Below are 24626 nucleotides of genomic sequence, written 5' to 3'. Positions count from 1 at the left end.
TGTCACGGATGCCCGGCGCATACTGGATACACCACTTGACACGAGAATATGGGAGAGAGATGGCGCACGAGCATTCCCACGCACCGGTGAACGGCACCGGAGGGCACTTCAAACGACTCATGGTCACCTTGGTGCTGACGGCTACGATCCTGGTGGCCGAGGTCGTGGGTGCTGCGCTCACCGGTTCCTTGGCGTTGTTGGTTGATGCGGGGCATATGACCACCGATGTCGCCGTGCTCACCGCATCGACCGTCACGGCCGCGCTCATGCGTCGCAAGCCCGACAAGTCGAAGACGTGGGGCTGGGCCCGTCTGGAGATCATCACCGCCGCCGGTGGAGGACTGGTGCTCATGTTCGTGGGCCTGTATGCGCTCATCGAGGCGGTGCTCAGGCTCACCGGTGTGCAATCGGAGTCGGTGCACGATGTTCGGTTGCTGTTGTTCTTCGGCATTCTCGGCTTGGCTTCGAATATCGGATCCATGTTCGTGTTGCGCGCACAGTCGAATGACAACATGAATATGCGCGCCGCGTTCCTCGAGGTGTGCAATGATGCGCTTGGCTCGGTTGCGGTGATCATCTCGAGCATTGTGCTCATGTGCACGGGTTGGAGCGGATTCGACGCCATCGCCGGCGCGCTGATCGCATTGCTGATGATTCCGCGGGCCTACGGGCTGCTCCACCATGCGATGCGCGTGTTGCTCGAGGAGACGCCGGATGGTCTCGATCTCGACAAGGTGCGTGAGCACTTGTTGGGCGTGCCGCACGTTCTGGCCGTGCATGATCTGCATGCGAGCGTCGTCTCCACCGGCATGCCCATTCTCACCGCGCACGTCATTGTTGAGCCCAATCTGACCATGACCCAGGCGGGCGAGGTGCTCAGACAGCTGCAGGATTGCACGCGACAGCATTTCCCGGTGTCGATCGCGCATACCACGTTCCAGTTGGAACCGGAGGGGTATTCGAACGTCGACGTGGGGCAGATCCATGAATGATCGCCGCCGTACGCAGATTGGCGGAGCGGTTGCCATGGGCGTTTCGTGACGGACTTGTTGCATAAACGACCATACTTTGAAGGATTATGGTCGTTGAGTGATGGATGCGTTCGCTGAACGACCATAGTTGGCCCAAGTATGGTCGTTTTGTACTATTCGCGTTTACCTACCGACCATATTCCACGACATGCTATGACCCTATCGAGTCGCCTGCAGATGGGACGCGTCCCCGATGTGGAATGGATGGCGATATGAGGGTAGGAAAGAGGGCAAGAAATATGAATGGGACCCCGCGGCAAGGTGCTTTGGGGGTCCCATTTAGGTCAACACAGGGGTAAGTCTGTAGTCGCCGGTTCCTTCCGGCAATATTGATTCGTCAGATTTTGCGCAGTACGGTGACGACCTTGCCCATGATCTGTGCATGGGTGCCGTCGATGGGTGCATAGTTCGGATTGTGGGGGATGAGCCAAGTATGACCGTGCTCCTGCCGGAATGTTTTCACGGTGGCCTCGTCGTCAAGCAGCGCGGCCACAATGTCGCCGTTCTCTGCATTGTGCTGTTCACGCACGACGACGAAGTCCCCGTCGCATATGGCCGCGTCGATCATCGAGTCACCTTTGACCTCGAGCATGAACAGATTGCCGGTTCCGGTGAGCCGCACAGGCAGACGCATGACATCCTCCACATGCTGCTCGGCAGTGATGGGCTGCCCTGCGGCGATGGCTCCGACCAGAGGAACGTCGAGAAAGTCGGATGGTTCCAAAGCCATGCCGTCGAAGGGAACGACGGGATTGCCGCCGGATGTGTCGTCCTGTGTCTCAACAAGCTCGATGGCCCGGCCTTTGTTGGGGTCGCGGCGGATGAATCCTTTGCTTTCCAATGCATGGAGCTGATGCTGCACCGATGATGTGCTCTTGAGGTTGGCGGCTTTGCCGATTTCCCGCAGCGACGGCGCGAACCCTTGCTTCTCCAAGAGTTTGCGGATGGCATCGAGTACCTGCAGCTGCCGTTGCGTGAGGGATTCCAGGCTCGGTCGGCCGCCGGCCGGCGTGGGTGCGTCGAGGTTGCTCATGTCGTGTCCTTTCCTATGTGCATACCCTACCGCGAAACGCCTGAAAAATCAAACAGATGTTCGAACGGATTGACATCATCGAACAGATGTGCGAATATGGGCTACATCTGTTAGAACATTTGTTCGAAGGAGTGGTCATGCGTTCGAAGTCGATTGTGCAGGTGCAGGCGAAAACGGTGAACGAGCGATATCGGAATTCCTTCCTTCGCGCACATCACCGCATTCTTGCCGTGGTGGTGGCCATGCTGGCATGCTTCGCGCTGTGCTGTGTGACTGCTGGCGCGCGTGAAAACACTGTACCTTCGGAGGCGGCTTCCTCGGAAGTCGTGCACTACACGGTGCAACCCGGAGATTCGTTGTGGAGCATCGCTTCGAGGTTCCCCGGTGATTCGTCCAGTGCCTATCAGCGGGTGGAACGGCTCAAGCAGGTGAACAATCTGCCTGGGGGCAGCATTCAGGCAGGTCAGCATCTGGTGATTCCGCTGTGAGTGCTCTGCCAAGTGTCATGGCATGGCATTTCATGTGCAAATACATTCGGGGCAATGCGAACATGGGCCGTGGGCGCGCTATTCTTGGAGTATGCATTGTCCTTTCTGCCAGAATCCCGATACCAAGGTGATCGATACCCGAATCAGCGACGACGGCCACTCGATTCGCCGGCGTCGTGAATGCCCCAATTGCGGGGCACGCTTCAGTACGCTTGAGACCACGATGCTGTTGGTGAAGAAGCGATCCGGCAACGTCGAACAGTTCGATAGGAACAAGGTCATTGCCGGTGTGCGCAAAGCATGTCAGGGCAGACCCATTCACGAGGATGATCTGAAACGGCTAGGTCAGCAGGTGGAGGAGGACCTCCGTGCCCGCGGCGTGGCGCAGGTTCCGTCCGACGAGGTGGGCAAGGCGATTCTGAGGCCGCTGAAAGACCTCGACGAGGTCGCCTACTTGCGGTTCGCCAGCGTGTACCAGAACTTCGAGGATCTCGAGGATTTCCAGCACGCCATCGATGCGCTGAGGGATTCGGAATGATGCTGGTTTCCGCTTGCCCAGCTGAGCAAGCGGAAACCAGCATCAGCTCTGGATATCAGCTTTCGATGACCCGGGTGCGGATTGTGCCGGTGATGGCGTCCAGCGCGTCGATGGTGACCTCGTCGGGACACTTGGTCACGTCAGTCACCACATAGCCGATTTCACCCTCGGTGCCGAGCGCTTGTGCGCTAATGTTGATGTCCTGCTCGCCAAGCACCTGGTTCACCTTGGCCAGCACGCCCGGCAGGTTGGCGTGCAGATGGGCGATACGTGCCGCTCCTTTACAGGGGCCGGTGGTGATTTGCGGCAGGTTCACGGAGAGCATGGTCGATGCCTTGAACCAATAATCCTCAAGCCTTTGGGAAACGAACTGCGCGATGTTCTCCTGCGCCTCCAGCGTCGAACCGCCGATGTGCGGGGTGAGGATCATGTTGTCCTCATCGGCCAGCGGTGTGGAGAACGGGTCGCCGGTCTTCTTCGGTTCGTTCTGGAACACGTCAATGGCGGCCCCTGAAAGATGCCCTGAATCCAGGTGCTCCTTCAGTGCATCGAGGTCGACGACGAAGCCTCGGGAGGCGTTGATGAAGATGGCGTTCTGCTTCATCTGCGAGAATTGCTCCTCACCGAAGAAGCCGGTGTTCGACTTGCGGCCGTCCACATGGATGGTCACGGCGTCTGCCTCGTTGAGCAGCTCGTTGAGCGTTTCGCATCGACGTGCATTACCGAGCGCGAGTTTCTCCTCGAGGTCGTAGAAGATGACACTCATGCCGAGCGCCTCGGCGAGCACCGAGAGCTGTGAACCGATGTTGCCGTAGCCGATGATGCCGAGGGTCTTGCCGCGAACCTCATGGGAGCCGGAAGCGGACTTGTCCCATACACCATGCTTCATATGGTGTGTGTGGGCGGGGATGCGTCGCATCAGGCATATGATGTCGCAGATCACCAGTTCCACCACGGAACGCGTGTTCGAATATGGTGCGTTGAATACGGCGATGCCGTTCTTGGCGGCATGGTTCAGGTCCACTTGGTTCGTGCCGATGCAGAAGCAGCCGATGGCGGTCAAGGTGGGGCGTGCATCGATGACCGCTCGGGTCACCGTGGTCTTGGAACGCACGCCAAGCACGTCGACACCCTCGAGCGCGTCGATGAGTTCCCGTTCGGAGAGCGCACCCTTGCGGGTCTCCACTTCGAACCCGTGGGCGCGAAGGCTCTCCGCGGCGAGTGGATGAATGTTTTCCAACAGTAGAGCTTTAGGCATGCTTCCCACCTTAAAGGGTCAGTAGGTTTTCATCTTCTCTTGTCCGTACTATAAGCAGACGCTGGGTCGGGCGTGTCAACGCCACATACAGATCAGCCGCCGCAGCCAGACGACTCGGGGCCTCCTGTGCAATCAGTCCCGGCTGGGCCACAATCACCGCATCGTATTCCAAGCCTTTCACCGACTGGGCGTCGCAGACCAGCAACTGGGAATCCTCGATGTGCATCTGACTGGTGTCGGCGATGCGCTTGAACCGCCGTGAGATGGCACTGCGGGCGGCGTCTTTGATCTCCTGGGGCACAATGACTGCCACGCGGCCGTTGCCGTCGCTGTCGATGAATTCCTTGGCGAGCGATGCCGCGTGGAAGCTCAGTTCGTCGTACATCGTCGTGTCGTCGTCCACCACCAGACGCTGCACCGAGTCGGGAATCGAGCGAATCGCCTTGACTGTGGAAATATAGAGTCCTTCGCGCTCGGCGAAAGACGAGGCGAGGTTCGAGACCTCCTGCGGGTTGCGGTAGTTGATCGTCAGTTCATTGAGGCTCCAGTTATGCTCGCCGAAGAGCGGTGTCATCGTCTTCTTCCAGTCGCGCGTGCCGCCAAGAGCCGAGGTCTGAGCGACATCGCCCACAATGGTGAATGAGCGTGAGGGGCAACGGCGTATGAGCATGCGCCAGTCCATGGCGGTGAGTTCCTGCGCCTCATCCACCACAATGTGGCCATAGGTCCATTCGCGGTCGGCGGCAGCATGTTGTGCCACCAGTTCGGCGTCGTCACCATTCATATGATCCACCAGCATCTTCGAGTTGACGATGCCCGAGCCGATGCCATTCTGTGCCAGGGTGTCGGCGGCGAAGCGTTCCTCCTCCTCCCGTTTGGCGTTGCGCGCCGCGGCACGTGCAGCCTCGCGGGGGTCGGCGCCGAGCAGTTCCATGGCCTCGTCGAGCAGCGGGATGTCGGAACGTGTGAATGCGGCTCCGCGGGGACGTGTGAGCATGCGTACCTGCGCTTCGGTGAGCCACGGGGCGTAACGCTTGAGTTGTGCGGGTTTCGAGAGCATCTGGTCGAGCATCCATTTGGCGTCCATGGGAAGCCATGCCAGGTTGAGCGCGATGCGGATGGGATCGGAAAGACGCAGCTGGTTCATGAAGTCGGAGACCTCGGCCGCCTCCGGGGTGTAGTCGAGCTGTTCGATGTACTGGGAGCGCATGCGTTCGAGCATTTCGTTCACGAAGGTCTCACGCGCTTTGTTGTGCGGCTGACGGGTGCGTCGTGCCGAAGCGATGGCTTCGGTGACGTCGGCTGCCCTCATGGTGACCGGAATGCCGTTGAAATACACGGTGGGCAGATTGGCCGGCACCCGTTCGCGCGCCGCCACCGCGTTGGCGATTGCATCGGCCATGCGGCGTTCGCCTTTGAGCTGTGCCACATGCGGTTCGTCGTGACGTTCGGCCACCATGCCCGGAATCAGTTCGCCGATCGTGCGGCTCACCACGCCCGTCTCTCCCAACGACGGCAGCACCTGATCGATATAGTGCAGGAACTCCTCGCTGGGGCCGACCACGAGCACTCCGGAACGGTCGAGCATACGGCGATGCGTGTAGAGCAGGTAGGCGGCGCGATGCAGGGCCACTGCGGTCTTGCCGGTGCCCGGTCCTCCCTGAACAATGACGGCCCCGCGCAGTGCCGCGCGGATGATGCGGTCCTGCTCGCCTTGGATGGTGGCCACGATGTCGGTCATCTTGCCGGTGCGTCGTGACCCGAGGGAGGCCAGAAGGGCGCCCTCGCCCGTGAGCGTTCCCTGCTCGGACGCGGTGTTGACGTGGGGTGAATGCACGTCGAGCACCTCATCTTCAATGCCCACGACCTCGCGGAAGTGCAACGTGATATGGCGACGCATCACGATGTCGCCATGATGCGACGGAGTCGCCTCGTAGAACGGGCGTGCAGCCTCGGCGCGCCAATCCGTGAGCATTGGCTCATGGTTCTCGTCGGAAAGGCCGATGCGACCTATGTAGCGTCGGTTCCCCGACTCGTCGTCAAGGCGGCCGAACACCAGACGGTCCTCGACGGCGCGCAGCTGGGTGAGCCGGTCCTCGTACATGGTGGCGAAGGAGTCACGTTCGGTGCGCTGCGTGGGCGAGCCGTGGGATCCGGCCGCGCGCACGTCGCTCAGGCGTTCGCGCGCCTGTGTGCGAAGGTCGTCGAGCCTGCCGTAGGCGCGGTCCACTACCTGTTGTTCTTCCTGAATCTGCGAAGAGTACTGTGACATGTTCCCGTACATTCCCTAGTCTGACTGAAGCCACACTATCTTACCAATCGACGGCTACCGCAGGGGCGTATGCCCGGAAGAACAATCCGTATGGCATCGCAATGGGCGAAATCAATCTTTCCGGATTGCAATTTGAGTGGAAAAAATGAATTTTCAGGTATTCTATGCGGTTCTTTTCGGGTGCCTGAGGCGGCGGATGCCGCTGCCAGTGCGCCATGAGTGGTGTCGGAAGCGGAGTTTTTTGTGAAGAAGCGCGTGTTTCGTCGGTTTTGGGTGTGTAGTGGAGAATTTAGGTGAGTGGTGGGGTAGAGTGGAGAGACGAAGAGTTCGCATGCGTGTTGATAGGAGGAGCCATGACTGACGAACCAGTCGAGCCGGACTCCTCCGCGCCCGTGGTTCCTCCGCTGTTACTCGGCACGTACAACCCGAAGATCGACGCCAAAGGGCGCATGGCCATCCCGGCGAAGATGCGTGCGCAGCTCGGTGAGGGCATGGTCATGGCGCGCGGGCAGGAACGCTGCGTATATCTGCTGCCGCAGTCTGAGTTCCGCCGCATCGCTGCACAGATTCAGCGCGTCTCGGTGGGCAACAAGGCGGCCCGCCAGTATCTGCGCGTGTTTCTCAGCGGCGCGGTCGATCAGGACACCGACAAGCAGGGGCGTGTGGTGGTGCCGCAGATGCTGCGCGAGTATGCGGATCTCGGTGACGACATTGTGGTGATCGGCGTGGGCACGCGCGCCGAGATATGGAACAGGAAGGCGTGGGAGCAGTATTTGAGTGACAACGAGCCGGAATATTCGGACATTGCCGACGATGTGCTGCCGGACTTGGAGTTCTGATGACCGATTTCTCGCAGATTCACAAGCCGGTGCTTCTTCAGGAGTGCGTTGATCTCGTCACTCCCGCTTTGCATGCCTTGGATTCCGTCGCCGTGGATTGCACGCTCGGGCTGGCCGGGCATACGATTGCGTTCCTCAAGGCCGCCACGAACGCCACGGTGATCGGCATAGACCGTGACGAGGAGGCATTGGAGAAGGCCACCGCACGCATTGCCCAGGAGGGGCTGTCCGCACGATTCATTCCGGTGCACGCCGCTTTCGACCAGTTTGACGAGGTGTTGCGTGCACAGGGTGTGAGCCAGGTGCAGGCTGTGTTCATGGATCTGGGGTTGTCGAGCTTGCAGATTGATGAACGCGAACGCGGGTTCTCGTATGCGCATGATGCCCCGCTCGACATGCGCATGGACACCTCCCAGTCGTTGACGGCCCGCGAGATTCTCGCGACCTATGACGCGGACCGGCTTGCGCATATATTCAAGGAGTATGGCGAGGAGCGCTTCAGCAGGCCGATAGCCAAGCGCATTGTGCAGCAGCGCCAGACCAGTCCTCTCGAAACCTCGAGCCAGCTCACTGCCTTGGTCGATGCGGTGATTCCGGCTGCCAAGCGTGGTGGCGGCAATCCGGCCAAACGTGTGTTCCAGGCACTGCGCATCGAAGTGAACGGGGAACTCGACAAGCTTCGGCGTACGCTGCCGCAGATCGGGCTCCATCTTGCTGTCGGCGGCCGTTTGGTGGTGGAGTCGTACCATTCGCTGGAAGATCGCACGGTGAAGAATTTCATGGCGCAGGGGCTGCGGGTTGACGCTCCGGCCGATATGCCGGTGATCCCGCCGGATATGCAGCCGTTCTTCAAGGCACTCACCAAGGGAGCGGTGAAAGCCGATGCCGACGAGATTGCCTACAATCCGCGCAGCGCGTCCGTAAGGTTGCGCGCGGTCGAACTCACGCGCCCGCTGCCGCAGCGTTGGCTCCATACCTTCGAACTGGAATCTCAAGGGCCGGATGACGGTGCTCGCGGAGCGCACAGCCACCGGCGCCGTACCCATGCGAGGAGGGGATAACATGGCGGTTCCAATGCAATCGACACGTTCGAACGTGTCACCTGCGGGCAGGCAATCGGATCCGGCGCTCAAGCGCCCGCACCTGCATGTGGTGGAGTCCGGAGAGCACCACGCCAAGGAGGCGGGGCATGGCGCCCATGTGGCTGGCAACGTCATCGCGTGGACGCGTAGCCGCCCGCGCCCATGGCTGCACACCGCCATTGCGATCCTGTTTCTGGTGCTGTGCTGGATCGGCACGTTGATGTTGCGTACCCAGATGGTGGAGAACTCCTTCGAATCGTCGCAAGTGGAGCAGAACATCACGATGCTTCGGCAGGATGTGGAAGATGATCAGGCGAAACTCTCGAATCTGGAAGCCACGCTGCCGGATCGCGCGCAGAAACTCAACATGGTGCCCGCCTCGGGCTCCCTCACGATAGATCTCAACGGTTACCAGCCCCCAAAGGACGAGAAGGCGGCAACCGGGGAATCGGCCAACCAGCATCCGACATCGAACCAGCATGACACCAGCCAGGGAGGTGCCACCGAATGAAGGGCCTGAAAGCCAAATGGAACGGCGCCTCGCAGTTGATGCGCCGCACCCTCGTCATCACGGTGGTGATGGCGGTGCTGGCCGTGTGCTGTCTGGGCAAACTGGTGTACATTCAGCTCATCGAAGGCCCGCAATTGGCCATGGCCGCACAGCAGAGCCGCACGCTCAAGGTGACGTTGCAGGCCAAGCGTGGCAAGATCATGGACACGAACGGCGTGGTGCTGGCCCAAAGCGTGGAACGCTACACGATCATAGGCAATCCGGATGCGGCGCAGACCTTCGAGCCGACGGCATGCACGGCAGCGACCAAACCGTATTGCCAGCAGATCGACGGCAAGCCGCTGACCACCACAGGTGTGGCCGCGGTCTCCCAGCTGCTCGCCCCACTGCTTGGCATGAGCGCCTCGGAGATAGGCGGCAAGCTGTCGGGCACCGGCCAGTACGCCGTACTGAAGAAAGACGTGACGCCTGAGGTCAAGCGCAAGATTTCGCAGCTGTACTTGGGGGGCATTGTCTATTCGGAGCTGAGCAATGAACGCCTGTATTCGAACGGCACGCTCATGGGAGCGTTGCTCGGGGGTGTCAATGCCGAAGGGGAAGGTGTCGCCGGCATCGAGCAACTGCAGAACAAGACGCTCACCGGTACCGACGGCTATCAGGTGTATCAGCAGGGCAATGGCGGTGAGGAGATCCCCGGCACGATGACCGACTCGAAGGAGGCGGTGGACGGCTCGAATGTGACGCTGACCATCGACCGTGACGTGCAATGGCGTGTGGAGAAGATTCTCGCCGATGCACAGGAGAAGTACAAGGCACGCTGGGGCATTGGCGTGGTGGAGGACGTTCGCACCGGCGAGATCATCGCTCTGGCCGACACCGACAAGATCGAGGCCGGATCCGACGATGCCAAGGTGCAGGTGGCGCGAAGCGTCAACCAGGTGTTCGAGCCCGGCTCCATTGGCAAGGTGTTCACCATGGGCGGTCTGTTGCAGGAGAAGCTGCACCATATGGGTGACCGTTTCACCGTGCCCGACAGCATCACGCTGGACGGTCAGACCTACAAGGATTCGTTCAACCATGGCGCCGAGCGTTGGACGCTTGCCGGCGTGCTCGAGCAATCCTCGAATGTGGGCACCATCCAGGCCTCCGACAATTTCCCCGACGACAAGCGCTACGAGTATCTCTCGAAATTCGGCATAGGCCAACCCTCCTCCCTGCACCTTCCCGGTGAATCGCAGGGCGTGCTCACGCCGGCCAACGCATGGGACGGCCGTACCCGCAATACCGTGCTGTTCGGTCAGGGCTACTCCACGAACGCGCTGCAGCTGACCAACGCCATAGCCGTCGTGGCGAACAAGGGCGTGATGAAGCCCCAGAGCATCATCAAATCGGTCACGGCCTCCAACGGGCGCGAGGAGAAGGTCGATCCCGGCGAATCCAAACGCGTCGTCGACGAAAGCGCGGCGAATGAGCTGCTCAACGCCATGGAATCGGTGGCGGAGCACTACCAGAAGTTCGCCGGCGTGAGCGGCTACCGTGTTGCCTCGAAGTCCGGAACCGCCGAGATCGTCGGCGACGACGGCAAGTTGTCATCGCTGATCAGCGACTACACGGCCATCATCCCAGCCGACAACCCACGCTATGTGGTCACCGTGGTGCTTCGTGACCCGGAAGGCAACTATGGCGGTCTGACCGCCGGCCCGGTCACCGCGGAGATAGGCCAGTTCCTCATGCAGAAGTACGAAGTGCCGGCATCCACGCCGCGCAAGGACGCCCTCCCGGTGAAATGGTGAGGCAAGGAGTTCATATGAGTTCACTGAGCGAAGCGGCCACGCACCGCACCACATTGGGCATGCTTGCAGACCGGTACGGGTACGAGCTCTCGCCGAAGTTCTCCCGTGCGGTCACCGTCACGTCGCTGGCCAGCGACATCGATTCGGTGACCGCCGGGTCGTTGTTCATGCCGGGCAAACGTATCGATGCCGCCAGGGTGGCGGCCGCCTCACGGAAAGGCGCCTATGCGGTGATGCTCCCGAAGTCGATGAGATCGAGCGACCTGGAATCCGACATCCCCTTGGTGTACGCCGACCCGACCCCACGCGAGATAGGCCAGATCGCATCGAATATGACCGGGAATCCGGCGGGAACCTTGGCGGTGTTCGCCGTCGCCGGGATCAACGATGACCAGATCCATGCCAATGTGGTGATGCTCTCCCAGTTCCTGCACATGCTCGGCAATCCTGTGGGCACGATCTGCGCCGGCGACTCGCAGTCGTTGGACCGATTCCTCGATTTGAGGTACCCGATGGACATTCTCTCCACGCAGCGGGTGCTCTCGGTATGTGCCGAGGACGGCGCCGCCGCAGTGATTCTCGCCTTGGACGACAATACATTGCAGCCTGACGCCCTGCAATCGGTGGGGGCCGATGTGATCGGCTATGACGGTGTGGCCGACCCCATGGCGGGGCAGGACTTAGTGGAACAGGCCAGCGAACGGTATGGCTGTGGCATTGATGAAGGCACGCATATCGCCTTCCGCACCGATGAGACCGATCAGATGGCCGTGCAAGCGGATTTCGGGCTCGACAAGGTGAGGTCGCTGTCGCTGGCGATTGCCATGGTGATGGCCGCAGGTGTGAAGAAAGCGAACATTCGCAGCGCCCTGCGGGTGTCGAGGGAACTGCACTGAGCGCAGGATTTTCCGAAAGGAACAGTGAGGAACAGACATGATGCGAATGACGTTGGCGCAGATGGTGCAGGCCGTGCATGGCTCTGCGGAGCATTGCGACTGCGATGATCTGGAGACGGTGACCGCCACGGGCGTGGTGACCGATTCACGGCAGGTCGTCGACGGGTCGCTGTTCGTGGCGATTGCCGGCGAGCATGTGGACGGTCATGATTTCGTGGATGCGGCGGCCCGGCAAGGCGCTGTGGCAGCATTGGTGGAGCGTGAGATCGAGTCGGCTCCCATCGCGCAGATTGTGGTTCCCGATACGGTGGCGGCGTTGGGGGCGTTGGCCAAAGCCAATCTCGAGTCGCGCAAGGCCATCGATGAGCCGTTCACGATCATCGGCATCACCGGTTCGGTGGGCAAGACCACCACGAAGGACCTGCTCCATGCGTTGCTGAGCACGCAAGGCGAGACCGTGGCACCGCAGGGATCGTTCAACAATGAGATCGGGCTGCCCTTGACGGCGCTGAAGGTGGGGAAACGCACGCGATACCTGGTGGCTGAGATGGGGGCCAACCACATCGGTGAGATCGCCAGACTCACGAAGATCGCGCCGCCCGACATCGCTGTGGTGCTCAAGGTGGGCGTCGCTCATTTGGGTGAATTCGGTTCGGTGAAACGCATCGCCCAGGCAAAGAGCGAGATCATACGTGGGGAGGCGCCGAATGCGGTCACGGTGCTTAATGCCGACGATGAGCGTGTGGCGGCGATGAGCGGCATCGCCAAGGACGATGTGTTCTGGTTCGGCATCGACAAGGCGCAGGCCCATGATATCGACGGCTATATGGCTGCCGACGACATTGCACTGGACGATCTGGGGCACCCCGTGTTCGCGCTCGTGTCTTCGCAGGGAGTGGAACAGCGTGTGTCGCTCGGCATCGGCGGCCGCCACAACGTGATGAATGCGTTGGCCGCGGCGAGCGTGGCCAAGCTGCTGGGCATGCCGCTCGAACGCATCGCCCGGGTGTTGGCGGACACCCGCAGGATCAGCCCGCATCGCATGGCGATGAGTGAGGTGGAACGGGATGGTGCACGATTCACACTCATCGACGATTCCTTCAACGCGAATCCGGACTCTATGCGCGCGGGAATCGATGGCCTCATGGCATGGCGTAGCCAGGAGGATCAGCAGCCTTACCGTGTGGCCGTGCTCGGCTCGATGCTTGAACTCGGCTCCGATGAGCATAACCTGCACAGGACGATTGGCGCCTATGCGCTCGATGGCGGTGTGGATGCGCTAATCTGCGTGGGTGGCGGCGATGACGTCTCACTCAACGCGTTGGCGCAGGACATTGCGGACGGCGGCACAGAGGCGAGGGGTGCAGACGACATGCGACCGGTTCGGGCGGTGAAGACCACTCAGCAGGCCGACGATCTGATTCGCGCACTCAACGCTGAACACCCCGACATGCTGGTGCTGCTCAAGGGGTCCCACGCCTCAGGTCTGAGCGCGTTGGCGACACAGTGGGCCGCCGAGGCCGAATAACACGGAACCCAACAACTACAAGGCAACAACACCCACGAATGGAGTAACCTCGTGATCGCCCTCATCATAGGAATTCTGACGTCGTTGATCATCACGCTCGTCGGTACCCCTTTGCTGATCCGCATTGTGCACAAGCTCAATTACGGTCAGTACATCCGCCAAGACGGCCCCAAGTCGCATCAGGTCAAACGCGGCACGCCAACGCTCGGCGGCGTGGTCATCGTGCTGGCCGTGGTGCTCGGCTGGTGTGCCTCTGCCCTGTACCGTTTCTGCACGACAGGGGCACGGCCCACTTGGGCGGCCATCCTCGCACTGTTCGCCATGGTGTCGATGGGTGTCCTCGGCTTCATCGACGATTTCGCCAAGGTACGCAAGAAGCAAAACGAGGGCCTCACAGTGGGAGGCAAGTTCTTCGGTCAGGTCGTCTTTGCCACCATATTCGCAGTGCTTGCGCTCATTGTTCCCACCCGGTCGGGATTCCCCGTGGCGCAGGCAGGCATGAGCTTCATAGAGAAGCCGTTCCTGAGCTTCGAGTTCGCCGGTAGGATTGTGGCGATCATTCTGTTCGTGATCTGGGTGAACTTCCTCATGGCCGCCTGGACCAATGCGGTGAACCTCACCGACGGCCTCGACGGTCTGTGCGCCGGTTCCTCCATGATCGCCTTCGTGGGGTATGCGATCATCGCCATGTGGCAGATGTACCATCTCAAGGGGCAGGCCCATTCCGGCTTCACCTATGCCGTCTCCGACCCACTCGACTTGGGCATCATCGCATGCTGCGCGGCCGTGGCCTGCCTGGGCTTCCTGTGGTACAACTGCAATCCGGCCTCCATTTTCATGGGCGACACCGGCTCCCTGGCATTGGGCGGCTTGTTCGCCGCACTCTCGATCATCACCCACACGGAGTTCCTCGCCATGGTCATCGGCGGTCTGTTCGTGGTGGAGACTCTGAGCGACGTCATTCAGGTGGGCTATTTCAAGGCGACGCATAAGCGTGTATTCAAGATGGCGCCGATTCACCATCATTTCGAATTGTGCGGCTGGAGCGAGAGCAAGGTGGTCGTGCGCTTCTGGATCGTCGAGCTCATGTTCGTCATCACCGGGCTCATTATCTTCTATGGCAACTGGGTGGGGCTGTCGGGGCTCTGGCATCACTGATCGCAAGCTTGCGGCGTAGCGGGCGATGTGGCCGAAACACCGCGACGGTATAGGTAGAGAGACATACATGAGGTATTCCAGCAAGACATGCGAGGTGGGAAATGAGTAATCAGGAATTCAACGCGGCGGGCAAACGCGTGGTGGTGGCAGGTCTGGGCATCTCCGGACGCAGCATGGCGAAGATTCTGCGTGATGCCGGCGCCACGGTGATCGGGGTCGATGAGAAACTGGAAGCGGCCGACCTGCATTCCTTCGACGACATTGACTGGGATGAGGTCGATCTGGTATGCACGTCGCCGGTGTTCAACCCGCGCACGCCGTTCATTGTGGAGGCGCAAAGCCGCGGCATCGAGGTGATCTCCGAGGTGGCGCTCGCCTGGCGCATGCGAGCGCCCAGCGAACGCACCGGTTCGCCCGCTCCGTGGATTGGCATCACCGGCACGAACGGCAAGACCTCGACCACCGAAATGACATCGGAGATGCTCAAGGCGTGCGGGTATACGGCCCCTGCCGTGGGCAACATAGGCAACGCGCTCTCTGCCGCCGCACTCGACCCGGCCAATGATGTGCTCTGCGTGGAGCTGAGCTCCTTCCAGCTACACTTCACCTATTCGCTGGAGCTCGATTGCGCGGCGATCACGAACATCGCCGCGGACCACTTGGACTGGCACGGCGGTATGGCGAACTATGCCACCGACAAATCCAAGGTGTTCGATGGCGCGAAACGGGTCATTGCCTATAACGCGCAGGATGCCCGGGTGAGCGAGCTGGCACGTACCGCGCAGACCGCCGAGGGCTGCGAACACATCGGCTTCACGTTGGGGGAGCCGGTTTCGGGGCAGATTGGCATCAAGGACGGCTGGATCGTCGACATGAGCGGCCTATGCGGTGGCCAGACCGGCGAGGCATATGCGCTGGCGCCGATTGCGGACTTCACGCATCTCGCCGAACCCGATGGTACGATCTACCCACATCTGCTCGCCGACGCCCTGACCGCGTTGATTCTGGTGGTGGGTCTCGGCGTAGACGTCGCTACTGCGATCGACGCGCTCAAGCGATTCGCACCGGGAGACCATCGCATTCAGACGGTGGCCGAACTGGCTTCGTCGGAAGGGACCATTCGCTTCGTCGACGATTCGAAGGCCACGAATGCGCATGCGGCCCGTGCCTCGCTGAACAGCTTCGCGCCCGGTTCGGTGGTGTGGATTGCCGGCGGCCTCGCCAAAGGTGCCACCTTCGAAGAGCTGGTGGAGCAGGAGCGGGATCGTCTCAAGGCGGTCGTGGTAATTGGCGTCGACCAGAAACCGATGCTCGACGCATTGAAAGCCAAAGCACCGGAGCTGCCGTTGACGGTGATCGACCCGGCCGATGGTACCACAGTGATGGAACGTGCCATCGATGCCGCGGCGGACTTCGCCGAGCCGGGCGACGTGGTGCTGCTGGCACCGGCCTGCGCCTCGATGGATCAATTCAAATCCTATGCCGATCGCGGTGACCAGTTCGCCGCCCAGGCGAAACGGTGGGTGAACGGACATGCCGAAGCCTGAACGTCAACCTCGTTCGATGCGTTCGGCGCAGGACGGCAAACCGAATGGAGACATCCCGTCGGTGAAGCCGCTGGTGCGCCGGAGCCGGCGGGGCGGTGCGCCCCAACCATGGACCGTCACTCACGACGACCCTGCCACGGCGGCGCGAATCGCCTCCAAACGCCCGTCACCACAGTTCGGCATGATCGACTTCGCCGGCGAATACAAAGGGTGGCGCGTGCTGCTCAACCCACTGGGCTGCTACTATGGATTCATCGCCGCGGTGGGCATCCTCACGGTGTTCGGCATCATCATGGTGTTCTCGAGCTCGTCGGTCGACATGGTCGCCGCAGGTTCCTCGCCGTGGGCGAAGGCCCTCAACCAGGTGGGATTCAGCGTGGTGGGTCTGGTGCTCGCGTTGGTTGCAGCGCACTGCAAGGGGCGTACGCTGAAGCGGCTGGCTCTGCCGATGTACTTGGTCAGTGTGGCAGTTCAGGTGTTCACATTCTTCTTCGGCATCGACGTTGGCGGCAACCGCGGTTGGTTGCGTATCGCAGGCATCCAGTTCCAACCCGCCGAGTTCATGAAGTTCACGATCTGCCTGTGGTTCCCACTGGCCATGATTTCGATGATGCGGCTGAAACCGGGGATACGGCAGTCGCGGAAGGCATGGGACCTCGGTGACTGGGGGCGAACCTTCGGCCTGTATGTGCTTGGTTTGGGATCGGTGCTTTTGGGCAAGGACCTCGGTACCGCATTGGTGATTATCCTCATAGGACTCATGGCCATTGTGGTCAGCGGATTCCCTATGAAGTACGTGGGTCTGGTGGGCATTGTGGCCGTGGTGGGCGTGGCGATTCTCACGGTGTTCAGCTCCAACCGCATGTCACGCATCATGGCGACCTATACGGGCTGCACCGCCGATAACATCGACGTATGCTACCAAGCCACCCACTCGAACTACGCGTTGGCTTCGGGCGGCCTGCTGGGTGTGGGGCTCGGCAATTCCCGTGAGAAGTGGAACTACCTGCCTGCCGCGCATAACGACTTCATCTTCGCCATCATTGGCGAGGAGACTGGTTTTGTGGGTGCCGCACTGGTGGTGCTGCTCTTCGTGGTCATCGCCTGGTGTCTGGTGGTGGTGGCCATGCAGATGCACAACAGGTATGCCAGCGTCGCATTGCTGTGCTTCATGATGTGGATCGCTGGTCAGGCGCTCATCAACATTGCCGTCGTCGTGGAGATTCTCCCCGTGATGGGCGTCCCGTTGCCGTTCGTCTCGGCTGGCGGTTCGTCGATGATCTTCTGCCTGATGGCCGCAGGCGCATGCGTCTCGTTGATGCGCGCCCAGCCGCAGATCGGGGCGGCGCATTCGCGCGCATAGCATTCGCCGTTTCGCAATCCGTTATATGAGAGCACAATCAAGTACAGTGGAGATATGAGTTCGAACACACAGCACCGCATCATGCTTGCGGGTGGTGGCACCGCAGGCCACGTCAATCCGTTGCTCGCCGTGGCCGACGCGATTCGGCGCCTCGACCCCGACGCCGACATCATCGCATTGGGAACGGCCGTGGGGCTGGAGGCCGATCTGGTGCCACAGGCCGGGTATCAACTGGAGACGATAGAGAAGGTGCCGTTCCCCCGCAGACCCAACCGTGCGGCGTTGGAATTTCCCCGCAAATGGAAGGCGGAGAAGGCCAAGGTGGTGGAGTACCTTGAGCACCAGGGCACCCAGGTGGTCGTCGGCTTCGGCGGCTACGCATCTGCGCCGGCCTATTCCGCCGCGCATAGGCTCGGGATTCCGGTGGTGATCCATGAGCAGAATGCCCGTGCCGGCATGGCCAACAAGCTGGGCGCCCGTTGGGCGCAGTTCATTGGCACCGCCTACGACGCAACCGGACTCAAGCCTGCAAAGGATGGCGGAATCGAGCGTGTGGGACTGCCATTGCGACCTGCCATAGCGGATCTCGCCGAGGAGCTGGAACGCGACAGGGAAGGCGCCCGAACCCGCAATGCCGCCGAACTCGGTCTTGACCCGAACCGGCCGATCATCGTGGTCACCGGCGGTTCGCTGGGAGCGCAGAGCATGAACCGTGCCATTGCCGGCAGCGCCAGGCAGCTCACCGAAGTGGCGCAGATCGTGCATCTGACAGGCAAGGGCAAGATTGACGAGGTACGTGATCTGGTGGTGCAGAACGCCGGAGCCGATGTGCTCACGGGTCTGGGCGAGGAAAGCCAACCTGGACGCAACTACCACGTCGCGCAGTACCTGGAACGCATAGACAAGGCGTTCGCCTGCGCGGATCTGGTGATATGCAGGTCCGGTGCCGGCACGGTGAGCGAGCTGACGGCGCTTGGGTTGCCGGCGGTGTATGTGCCGCTTCCCATTGGCAACGGCGAGCAACGGTTCAACGCGCTTCCGGTGAGCGACGCAGGTGGCGGCATCATTGTGGACGACAGATCGTTCACCTCGCAGTGGGTGACCATGCAAGTGCCCGGATTGCTGTCGAACCCGGCCAGATTGCGTTCGTATGGTGAGCATGCATGGCAGTATGGCATTCGTGATGCGGCGGACCGCATGGCCCGAAGAATCCTCGCCATCGCCGACTTGCGCGGCTAGGTCATATTCGCATGCAACAGCGAGACACAGAACAAGGAGCTTGAAGGTGAAGGAATCCATTGTGCTTGATCCGACCGTGGCACAGTTCGGCGAAGACCTGCGTGCCGCAGATCTGGGCAACACGCATTTCATTGGCATAGGTGGTGCCGGCATGAGCGTGCTCGCCGAGATGCTGCATGAGCAGGGAGTGCCGGTCGACGGTTCGGACCGCAAACCGGGCGCGAAAACCGAGCGGTTGGAATCACTCGGCATACCGGTGCAATTCACCCAACGCGCCGAGAACGTGCAGGATGCGCAGGTGGTGGTATATTCCAGCGCGATCAAGCCGGACAATCCAGAGATCGTCGCAGCCGTGGCCAACGGCGCCCAATTGGTGCATCGCAGTGACATTCTCGCCCTGCTCATGAACGGCAAGCACGCCGTGACCGTCGCCGGCGCCCATGGCAAGACGACCACGAGCTCGCTGCTCGCCCACATACTCACGCATGCCGGCACCGGCGAACTCGCCGACCCGAGCTATGCGATCGGCGGCTCCATTCAGGGACCCGACGGTACCACACTCGATGGGGGACATGTCGGCAAGGGGACGGTGCTCGTCGCCGAAGCCGATGAATCCGACGGCAGCTTTGCCAAATACCACCCCGACATCGAGATCATCACGAATGCCGAGGCCGACCATCTCGATCACTACCACACGGAGGAGAACTATCACGCGGCATTCGCCGACCATATCACGCATGCCCGCCGCGCGGTGATTATGTGCGTCGACGATGCCGGGGCGCTTGCCGTGCTCCGCTCGCTCGCCCCAGAGGACGCACGCAAGGTGATCGCCTATTCCACCCACACCGCCGACGAGCTCGGCGACCTCAACGGCGCCACCTTCGTGCACATCGCCTCCGAACATGAGTCCGCGAACAGCGGCACCGAGAACTTCGTGATCGACATTCCCGCCGCGCTTGCCGGTGCCGACGTAGCATTGCCGGTGAGCTTGAGGATTCCCGGCCTGCATAACGCCCGCAACGCCACGGCAGCCATTCTTGCGGCCGTTCTGCTGGGTATGGACGCCGAACGCGCGGCGGCCGCGGCCGGCACCTTCCTCGGCGCGAACCGCCGATTCCAGATTCGCGGCACAGTGAGCGACATCACCGTGGTGGACGATTACGCACACCACCCAACCGAGATCACGGCACTGCTCAAGGCCGCACGCAGACGCTACCCCGATTCGCAGCTGCATGTGCTGTTCCAACCGCATCTCTTCTCACGCACACAGTTCTTCGCACAGGAGTTCGCCGATGCGCTCTCACTGGCCGACGATGTGATTGTGACCGGCATATTCCCGGCCCGCGAGAAGCAGGCTGATTTCCCGCAGGTGACCCCGAGGACGATTGTGGACAAGGTGCATGGTGACGGTTCGTATGAGATCGAGGCGGTGGACGATATGAGTCTCGCCGCCCAGATGCTCGCTATGCGCGCGCAGCCGGGAGACGTGATCTTCACAGTGGGCGCCGGTGACATCACGAAGATGGGGCCGGTGATCCTGCATGTGCTCGAAGCGCATTACGGCAACGCCCAGCAGGACTGAGCAGCTGCAGAACACGGCATAGGAAGGCGATATGGCAAGACGTACGGTGAGCTCCTCCGGTCATTCCCCGGACTCGGAGCGGCAGGAACCGCAGTGGCCGCGCGGTCGGTCGGTCAGGTCCGCCGGATCGGGGAACCGAGCCGTCCGCTCGCGCCGTGATATGCCGGAATCGCACACCCGAGACAATACCGCAGCCGTGCGGGACGATGAGCAGCCGTCCACCCAATCGCAGTCGTTCGAAGAGTACCCGAAGGCGATGCGTGGCAGGCAGGCACGTTCCGGCCGTTCGGCAAAAGCCACGCAATCGGTGCGCGCCGGCAAGGAAAGACGTGTGCGTGGCGGCCAGTCACGAACAGTACAGACTCGTACAGCCACGTCCGGAACCCACGATGCCGAACGGCAATCTGCCACCGTGGAATCCACGCAGGCGTCATCTGGTCCGAATGATTCGGCCAAACGCCCACGGTACCGTTTCCGCAAACTCGTGCGCAAACGCAGGCGTGAATCGGAACGCACGGCGCGCACCGCACAGTCCTCGCAGTCAAAGGCCGTCTCCGCGCCCGGTTCGTTCGTCGATGCACGGGCGCTGGAAAGCGAGGATTTGGTAGCGCGCACGCTCAATGAGTCCGCCGGTACGATCGGCGTCGCCACCCGGCCGAAAGTCGTGGATTTCAAGGAGCGCCAACGAGAAAGGAAAACCGCAAATCTGCGCGTGCTCGCCATGCGCATAGGCATTGGCGCGGGCGTCTTCGCACTGGTCATCGCGTTGATCTGGCTGCTGTTCTTCTCGCCGGCACTGAGATTGCGGCAAGACAGAATCACGGTGATGGGCGCGAACGAGTGGGTGAACCGCACGCAGATTCTCGACATAGCCAAACAGCAGGCCGGCAAATCGTTGCTCATCGTCTCCGACAAGTCGGTGGAACAACAGCTCGATGACATCCCGGGCGTCTCCTCGTCACGCGCCACGAAGAAATTCCCGAACGGTCTCGAGGTAGAAGTGACCGCGCAACGACCGGCGGCAATGCTCAAAGTTGCAGGCAAGGACGGTCTGACGGCTGTCGACAACCAGACGCGTGTGCTCAATTCCGTGACCAATCAAGCGGTCAAGGGCATTCCGGTGATTGAGGTGAAGAACATCGACGACGCACTCGGCCAGCGATCGGTGCGCGCTGCCGTGACGATCCTCGATGCGATGCCGGAATCCTGGCGCACCCGAGTGACCGCGGTGAGCGCGAACACGCAGGACTCGGTGACGACCACACTCGACAACGGCATCACCATCGTGTGGGGCGACAGCGCGGAACTGAAACTCAAGATGGCGATTGTCGACAAGATCATGAACGACCCGAATGTGATCGGCGACAAAAAGCAGGTCAACGTCTCTGCGCCGAGAAGGCCAATCATCAAATAACGAAGCCGGGGAGAGCGTGGCCCCGGGCCAATCTCAGCATGCGAAACCGACCGGAAACACCCCGGAAATCAAAAAAGCGCTGAATTGCAATGCTTTTGCCTCCAGCATGCCTATTCATGCGCATACGTATGCTGAGACGAAACGTGCAGGTAATGCGTGAAGCTGACAATCTGCTTGGTAATTGTTCCGTGAGAGAGTGGAGCAATTCCAGAAGAGAGAGGGTTCAGTGTGAACGCAAAGAAGATCATCGCCGCCATTGCATTGGTGGCCGCGCTCGCCTCGGTGAGCGCCTGCGGCGGCGTGAAGGACGACGCCGCCAACGCCGCGGGTGAGAACAGCGTGCTTGTCGGCACCACCGACAAGGTGACGTCGCTCGACCCGGCCGGTTCGTACGACAACGGTTCCTATGCCGTGCAGATTCAGGTGTTCCCCTTCCTGTACGCACAGGATTACAACACCTCCGAGCTTTCGCCGGACATCGCAGCCGACGACGGCACGTGGAGCAAGGACGGCAAGCAGTTCACCGTCAAGATCAAGGACGGCCTCAAGTTCGCGAACGGTCACACGCTCGACTCGAAGGACGTGAAGTTCTCATACGACCGCATCAACACGATCAACGACCCGAACGGACCGAGCTCGCTGCTCGCCAACATCGATTCGATTGAAACCCCGGATGCCAACACCGTCGTGTTCAATTCGAAGGTGCCGTTCGATGTCACGCTCAAGCAGGTCATGAGCTCGCCGGCAGGCCCCATCGTCGACGACGAGGTGTTCTCGGCAGACAAGATCACCGATGCCGACACAATCGTGAGCGGCAAGGCATTCGCCGGCCCCTATCAGATTGACTCGTTCAAGCTCAACGAGGCCGTGAGCTATTCGAAGAACGGCAACTACCAGGGGCTGACGCCGGTGAAGAACTCCGGTGTGCAGGTGAAGTACTTCGCCGATGCCTCCAATCTGAAGATGGCCGTGGAGCAGGGGCAGGTCGATGTTGCATACCGCTCGCTTTCGCCCACCGACATCGAGGACCTCGGCAAGAACAGCAAGGTGAAGGTCGTCAAGGGCCCGGGCGGTGAGGTGCGCATGCTCGCCTTCAACTTCAAGCTCCAGCCGTACGGCGAATCGCAGAAGGACGCCGACGCCGTCAAGGCCAAGGCCGTACGCCAGGCCGTCGCCAGCCTCATCGACCGCGACGAGCTTTCGCAGAAGGTGTACAAGGGCACCTACACCCCGCTCTATTCTTTCATTCCCGATGGTCTGACCGGTCATGAAGACACGCTCAAGGCCTACACGGACAACGGCAAGCCGGACGCCGCCAAGGCCAAGAAGACGCTCTCGGACGCCGGCGTGCCCACCCCGGTGGATCTCAAGCTCCAGTACAACGGCGACCATTACGGTTCCAGCTCGGCCGACGAATACGCCGCCATCAAGAGCCAGCTCGAGGCCGACGGCCTGTTCAAGGTCGACCTGCAGCAGACCGAATGGACGCAGTACAACAAGGAGCGTGTGGTCACCGACGACTCCGACGGGAGCTACCCGGTGTACCAGCTCGGCTGGTTCCCGGACTACTCCGACCCCGACAATTACCTTTCTCCGTTCTTCCGCGACGGCAACTTCGTGAACAACGGCTACTCCAACAAGAAGGTCAACGACGCCATTGTGGCGCAGGCCGGCGAGAAGGACGAAGCCAAGCGCGAGGGCATGCTCAAGGACATTCAGAAGACCGAGACCGACGACCTCTCCACGCTGCCCATGCTACAGGGCAACCAGGTGGCGGTCACCGGCAGCAACGTCTCCGGTGTCGTGCTCGACCCCTCGTTCCGTTTCCGCTACGCCTCCGTGGTGAAGAACTGAGGTCCTTCGCATAGGTCAGCCTGGTGCGTTCTTTCCGGAACGCACCAGGCATTGACTGTTCCCGGCTCGTTGTCCAGTTCATTCCCGCATTATTCCAAGGAGATCCGGTGTCTCAAGCAATAGCATCGCCGGCGGATTCCGCATCATCGAAACCAACCGCGCATAAAAACAGACTTTCCGCAGGATTCTTCCGTTTCATTCTCGGTCGCTTCCTGCTCATTATCCCCACCGTGTTCATTCTCGTCACGATCGTGTTCTTCGTGATGCGTGCCACCGGCGATCCGATCTCGGCCGCGATGGGCGGCAGACTCACACCGGAGGAACTGCAGCGCCGCATTCACGAGGCCGGCTATGACCGCCCGCTCATCGTGCAGTACTTCGATTACCTGGGTGGCTTGCTGCATGGCGACCTCGGCCGCACCCTCACCGACAACCAGCCGGTGATCTCGGTGCTCACACGGTATGGCGCCGCCACGCTCGAACTGGCGTTGCTCTCGCTCGTCGTGGCATTGCTCGTCGGCATCGGCTTCGGACGCATCGCCGCCAAGCACCGCGATCGTGCGCAGGATGCCGGCATTCGCATGTTCGCCATTCTGTGCTATGCGACGCCGGTGTTCTTCCTCGGGTTGGTGCTCAAACTCATCTTCTCGGTGGGACTCGGTATTCTTCCGAGCTCCGGACGTTCCTCGCTGCAATCGGAGATGCAGTTCTCCAGATTGGTTTCACCCACCGGGTTGTATATTGTCGACGCATTGCAACTCGGCGACATGAAGGTGCTTGGCGACGTGCTCATGCATGCGATCCTGCCGGCGCTGGCCTTGGGATTGCTCACGGCGGGCGTGTTCATTCGACTGGTGCGTACGAATGTGATCTCCACCTACAATGCCGGCTACATCGAGGCCGCCCGTTCCCGCGGCGTTTCCGAGAAGCGCCTGATGTCGAAGCACGCCTGGCGCCCGGCCCTGATCCCGATCATCACGGTGATGGGCATGCAGATCGCATTGCTGCTCGCTGGCGCGGTGCTCACCGAGACCACGTTCGAATGGAAGGGCTTGGGATTCATGCTCTCCAATTATTTGAAGGCGCGTGATTTCGTGGCGGTGCAGGGCATTGTGATCCTGATTGCGATCATCGTCTCCGTGGTCAACTTCATCGTCGACGTGATCAGCGCGTTGATCGATCCGCGAGTGAGGTACTGAA

20 protein-coding genes are annotated in these 24626 nt (G+C 61.1%); 17 read left to right on the top strand and 3 right to left on the bottom strand.

The features are described 5' to 3' along the window. The first annotated feature begins 59 nt into the window (after positions 1–59). Positions 60–992, top strand: coding sequence for a cation diffusion facilitator family transporter (locus BANAN_RS05965; RefSeq protein WP_014698014.1), 933 nt, complete (start codon positions 60–62; stop codon positions 990–992). Positions 993–1368: 376 nt separating this feature from the next. Here the strand turns inward: BANAN_RS05965 and lexA are convergent, their stop codons facing one another. Next, positions 1369–2064 (bottom strand): transcriptional repressor LexA, encoded by a 696-nt coding sequence (lexA, locus tag BANAN_RS05960; protein ID WP_014698013.1) that lies wholly within the window; start codon positions 2062–2064, stop codon positions 1369–1371. A gap of 56 nt (positions 2065–2120) precedes the next feature. Between lexA and BANAN_RS05955 the strand changes: the two genes are divergently transcribed. Further along, a complete protein-coding gene (locus BANAN_RS05955) occupies positions 2121–2552 on the top strand; it encodes a LysM peptidoglycan-binding domain-containing protein (RefSeq protein WP_014698012.1) in 432 nt (143 codons plus the stop codon). A 91-nt stretch (positions 2553–2643) separates the two neighbouring features. Beyond that, the gene (gene nrdR / locus BANAN_RS05950; RefSeq protein ID WP_004218632.1) at positions 2644–3090 is read left to right on the top strand and encodes a transcriptional regulator NrdR; all 447 of its coding nucleotides are present in this window, start codon (positions 2644–2646) and stop codon (positions 3088–3090) included. A 55-nt stretch (positions 3091–3145) separates the two neighbouring features. Here the strand turns inward: nrdR and serA are convergent, their stop codons facing one another. Beyond that, complete coding sequence (gene serA / locus BANAN_RS05945; protein ID WP_041777148.1) at positions 3146–4348, bottom strand: phosphoglycerate dehydrogenase; 1203 nt, start codon at positions 4346–4348, stop codon at positions 3146–3148. Positions 4349–4358: 10 nt separating this feature from the next. After that, positions 4359–6620, bottom strand: coding sequence for a HelD family protein (locus BANAN_RS05940; protein WP_014698010.1), 2262 nt, complete (start codon positions 6618–6620; stop codon positions 4359–4361). A gap of 353 nt (positions 6621–6973) precedes the next feature. On the opposite strand from BANAN_RS05940, the gene mraZ reads away from it, so the two are divergent. From mraZ to BANAN_RS05870, 14 genes are all read left to right on the top strand, one after another. After that, positions 6974–7459 carry a division/cell wall cluster transcriptional repressor MraZ gene (gene mraZ, locus BANAN_RS05935; protein WP_004218636.1) on the top strand — a complete coding sequence of 162 codons (486 nt, stop codon included), beginning with the start codon at positions 6974–6976 and terminating at the stop codon, positions 7457–7459. Next, positions 7459–8520 (top strand): 16S rRNA (cytosine(1402)-N(4))-methyltransferase RsmH, encoded by a 1062-nt coding sequence (rsmH, locus tag BANAN_RS05930; RefSeq protein ID WP_014698009.1) that lies wholly within the window; start codon positions 7459–7461, stop codon positions 8518–8520. Before mraZ ends, rsmH begins: the two co-directional genes overlap by 1 nt. Position 8521: 1 nt before the next feature. Further along, a complete protein-coding gene (gene ftsL, locus BANAN_RS05925; protein WP_014698008.1) occupies positions 8522–9052 on the top strand; it encodes a cell division protein FtsL in 531 nt (176 codons plus the stop codon). After that, positions 9049–10845: a peptidoglycan D,D-transpeptidase FtsI family protein gene (locus BANAN_RS05920; RefSeq protein WP_014698007.1), complete on the top strand. Its 1797-nt coding sequence runs from the start codon at positions 9049–9051 to the stop codon at positions 10843–10845. The genes ftsL and BANAN_RS05920 overlap by 4 nt, the downstream gene beginning before the upstream one ends. 14 nt (positions 10846–10859) lie before the next feature. Further along, positions 10860–11741, top strand: coding sequence for a hypothetical protein (locus BANAN_RS05915; RefSeq protein WP_014698006.1), 882 nt, complete (start codon positions 10860–10862; stop codon positions 11739–11741). Between the two features lie 37 nt (positions 11742–11778). Beyond that, the gene (locus tag BANAN_RS05910) at positions 11779–13269 is read left to right on the top strand and encodes a UDP-N-acetylmuramoyl-tripeptide--D-alanyl-D-alanine ligase (protein ID WP_014698005.1); all 1491 of its coding nucleotides are present in this window, start codon (positions 11779–11781) and stop codon (positions 13267–13269) included. A 51-nt stretch (positions 13270–13320) separates the two neighbouring features. Continuing rightward, positions 13321–14427, top strand: coding sequence for a phospho-N-acetylmuramoyl-pentapeptide-transferase (gene mraY / locus BANAN_RS05905; protein ID WP_014698004.1), 1107 nt, complete (start codon positions 13321–13323; stop codon positions 14425–14427). 101 nt (positions 14428–14528) lie between these two features. Then, on the top strand, positions 14529–15974 hold the full coding sequence (gene murD / locus BANAN_RS05900; RefSeq protein WP_014698003.1) for a UDP-N-acetylmuramoyl-L-alanine--D-glutamate ligase: 1446 nt from the start codon (positions 14529–14531) through the stop codon (positions 15972–15974). Continuing rightward, complete coding sequence (locus BANAN_RS05895; RefSeq protein WP_014698002.1) at positions 15961–17337, top strand: FtsW/RodA/SpoVE family cell cycle protein; 1377 nt, start codon at positions 15961–15963, stop codon at positions 17335–17337. The genes murD and BANAN_RS05895 overlap by 14 nt, the downstream gene beginning before the upstream one ends. A gap of 54 nt (positions 17338–17391) precedes the next feature. After that, positions 17392–18576 (top strand): undecaprenyldiphospho-muramoylpentapeptide beta-N-acetylglucosaminyltransferase, encoded by a 1185-nt coding sequence (gene murG, locus BANAN_RS05890; protein ID WP_014698001.1) that lies wholly within the window; start codon positions 17392–17394, stop codon positions 18574–18576. Between the two features lie 46 nt (positions 18577–18622). Then, complete coding sequence (gene murC, locus BANAN_RS05885) at positions 18623–20158, top strand: UDP-N-acetylmuramate--L-alanine ligase (RefSeq protein WP_041777147.1); 1536 nt, start codon at positions 18623–18625, stop codon at positions 20156–20158. A gap of 31 nt (positions 20159–20189) precedes the next feature. Then, positions 20190–21572 carry a cell division protein FtsQ/DivIB gene (locus tag BANAN_RS05880; protein ID WP_014697999.1) on the top strand — a complete coding sequence of 461 codons (1383 nt, stop codon included), beginning with the start codon at positions 20190–20192 and terminating at the stop codon, positions 21570–21572. 228 nt (positions 21573–21800) lie between these two features. Continuing rightward, on the top strand, positions 21801–23426 hold the full coding sequence (locus tag BANAN_RS05875) for an ABC transporter substrate-binding protein (protein WP_014697998.1): 1626 nt from the start codon (positions 21801–21803) through the stop codon (positions 23424–23426). A gap of 107 nt (positions 23427–23533) precedes the next feature. Further along, a complete protein-coding gene (locus BANAN_RS05870) occupies positions 23534–24625 on the top strand; it encodes an ABC transporter permease (RefSeq protein WP_014697997.1) in 1092 nt (363 codons plus the stop codon). The last annotated feature ends 1 nt before the right edge of the window (position 24626 follow it).

Source organism: Bifidobacterium animalis subsp. animalis ATCC 25527 (assembly GCF_000260715.1).
Lineage (GTDB): Bacteria > Actinomycetota > Actinomycetes > Actinomycetales > Bifidobacteriaceae > Bifidobacterium > Bifidobacterium animalis.
The sequence above is the reverse complement of the archived record's forward strand: the minus strand, read 5'-3'. Positions and strand labels throughout refer to the sequence as shown.

Bases quoted from the DNA above. Each gene is read 5' to 3' on its own strand.
- BANAN_RS05940 (WP_014698010.1), bottom strand. From the start codon at position 6,620: ATGTCACAGTACTCTTCGCAGATTCAGGAAGAACAACAGGTAGTGGAC.
- rsmH (WP_014698009.1), top strand. From the start codon at position 7,459: ATGACCGATTTCTCGCAGATTCACAAGCCGGTGCTTCTTCAGGAGTGC.
- nrdR (WP_004218632.1), top strand. From the start codon at position 2,644: ATGCATTGTCCTTTCTGCCAGAATCCCGATACCAAGGTGATCGATACC.
- BANAN_RS05895 (WP_014698002.1), top strand. From the start codon at position 15,961: ATGCCGAAGCCTGAACGTCAACCTCGTTCGATGCGTTCGGCGCAGGAC.
- mraZ (WP_004218636.1), top strand. From the start codon at position 6,974: ATGACTGACGAACCAGTCGAGCCGGACTCCTCCGCGCCCGTGGTTCCT.
- BANAN_RS05880 (WP_014697999.1), top strand. From the start codon at position 20,190: ATGGCAAGACGTACGGTGAGCTCCTCCGGTCATTCCCCGGACTCGGAG.
- BANAN_RS05915 (WP_014698006.1), top strand. From the start codon at position 10,860: ATGAGTTCACTGAGCGAAGCGGCCACGCACCGCACCACATTGGGCATG.
- BANAN_RS05965 (WP_014698014.1), top strand. From the start codon at position 60: ATGGCGCACGAGCATTCCCACGCACCGGTGAACGGCACCGGAGGGCAC.
- ftsL (WP_014698008.1), top strand. From the start codon at position 8,522: ATGGCGGTTCCAATGCAATCGACACGTTCGAACGTGTCACCTGCGGGC.
- BANAN_RS05920 (WP_014698007.1), top strand. From the start codon at position 9,049: ATGAAGGGCCTGAAAGCCAAATGGAACGGCGCCTCGCAGTTGATGCGC.
- serA (WP_041777148.1), bottom strand. From the start codon at position 4,348: ATGCCTAAAGCTCTACTGTTGGAAAACATTCATCCACTCGCCGCGGAG.
- murG (WP_014698001.1), top strand. From the start codon at position 17,392: ATGAGTTCGAACACACAGCACCGCATCATGCTTGCGGGTGGTGGCACC.
- lexA (WP_014698013.1), bottom strand. From the start codon at position 2,064: ATGAGCAACCTCGACGCACCCACGCCGGCCGGCGGCCGACCGAGCCTG.
- murD (WP_014698003.1), top strand. From the start codon at position 14,529: ATGAGTAATCAGGAATTCAACGCGGCGGGCAAACGCGTGGTGGTGGCA.
- BANAN_RS05910 (WP_014698005.1), top strand. From the start codon at position 11,779: ATGATGCGAATGACGTTGGCGCAGATGGTGCAGGCCGTGCATGGCTCT.
- BANAN_RS05955 (WP_014698012.1), top strand. From the start codon at position 2,121: ATGTTCGAACGGATTGACATCATCGAACAGATGTGCGAATATGGGCTA.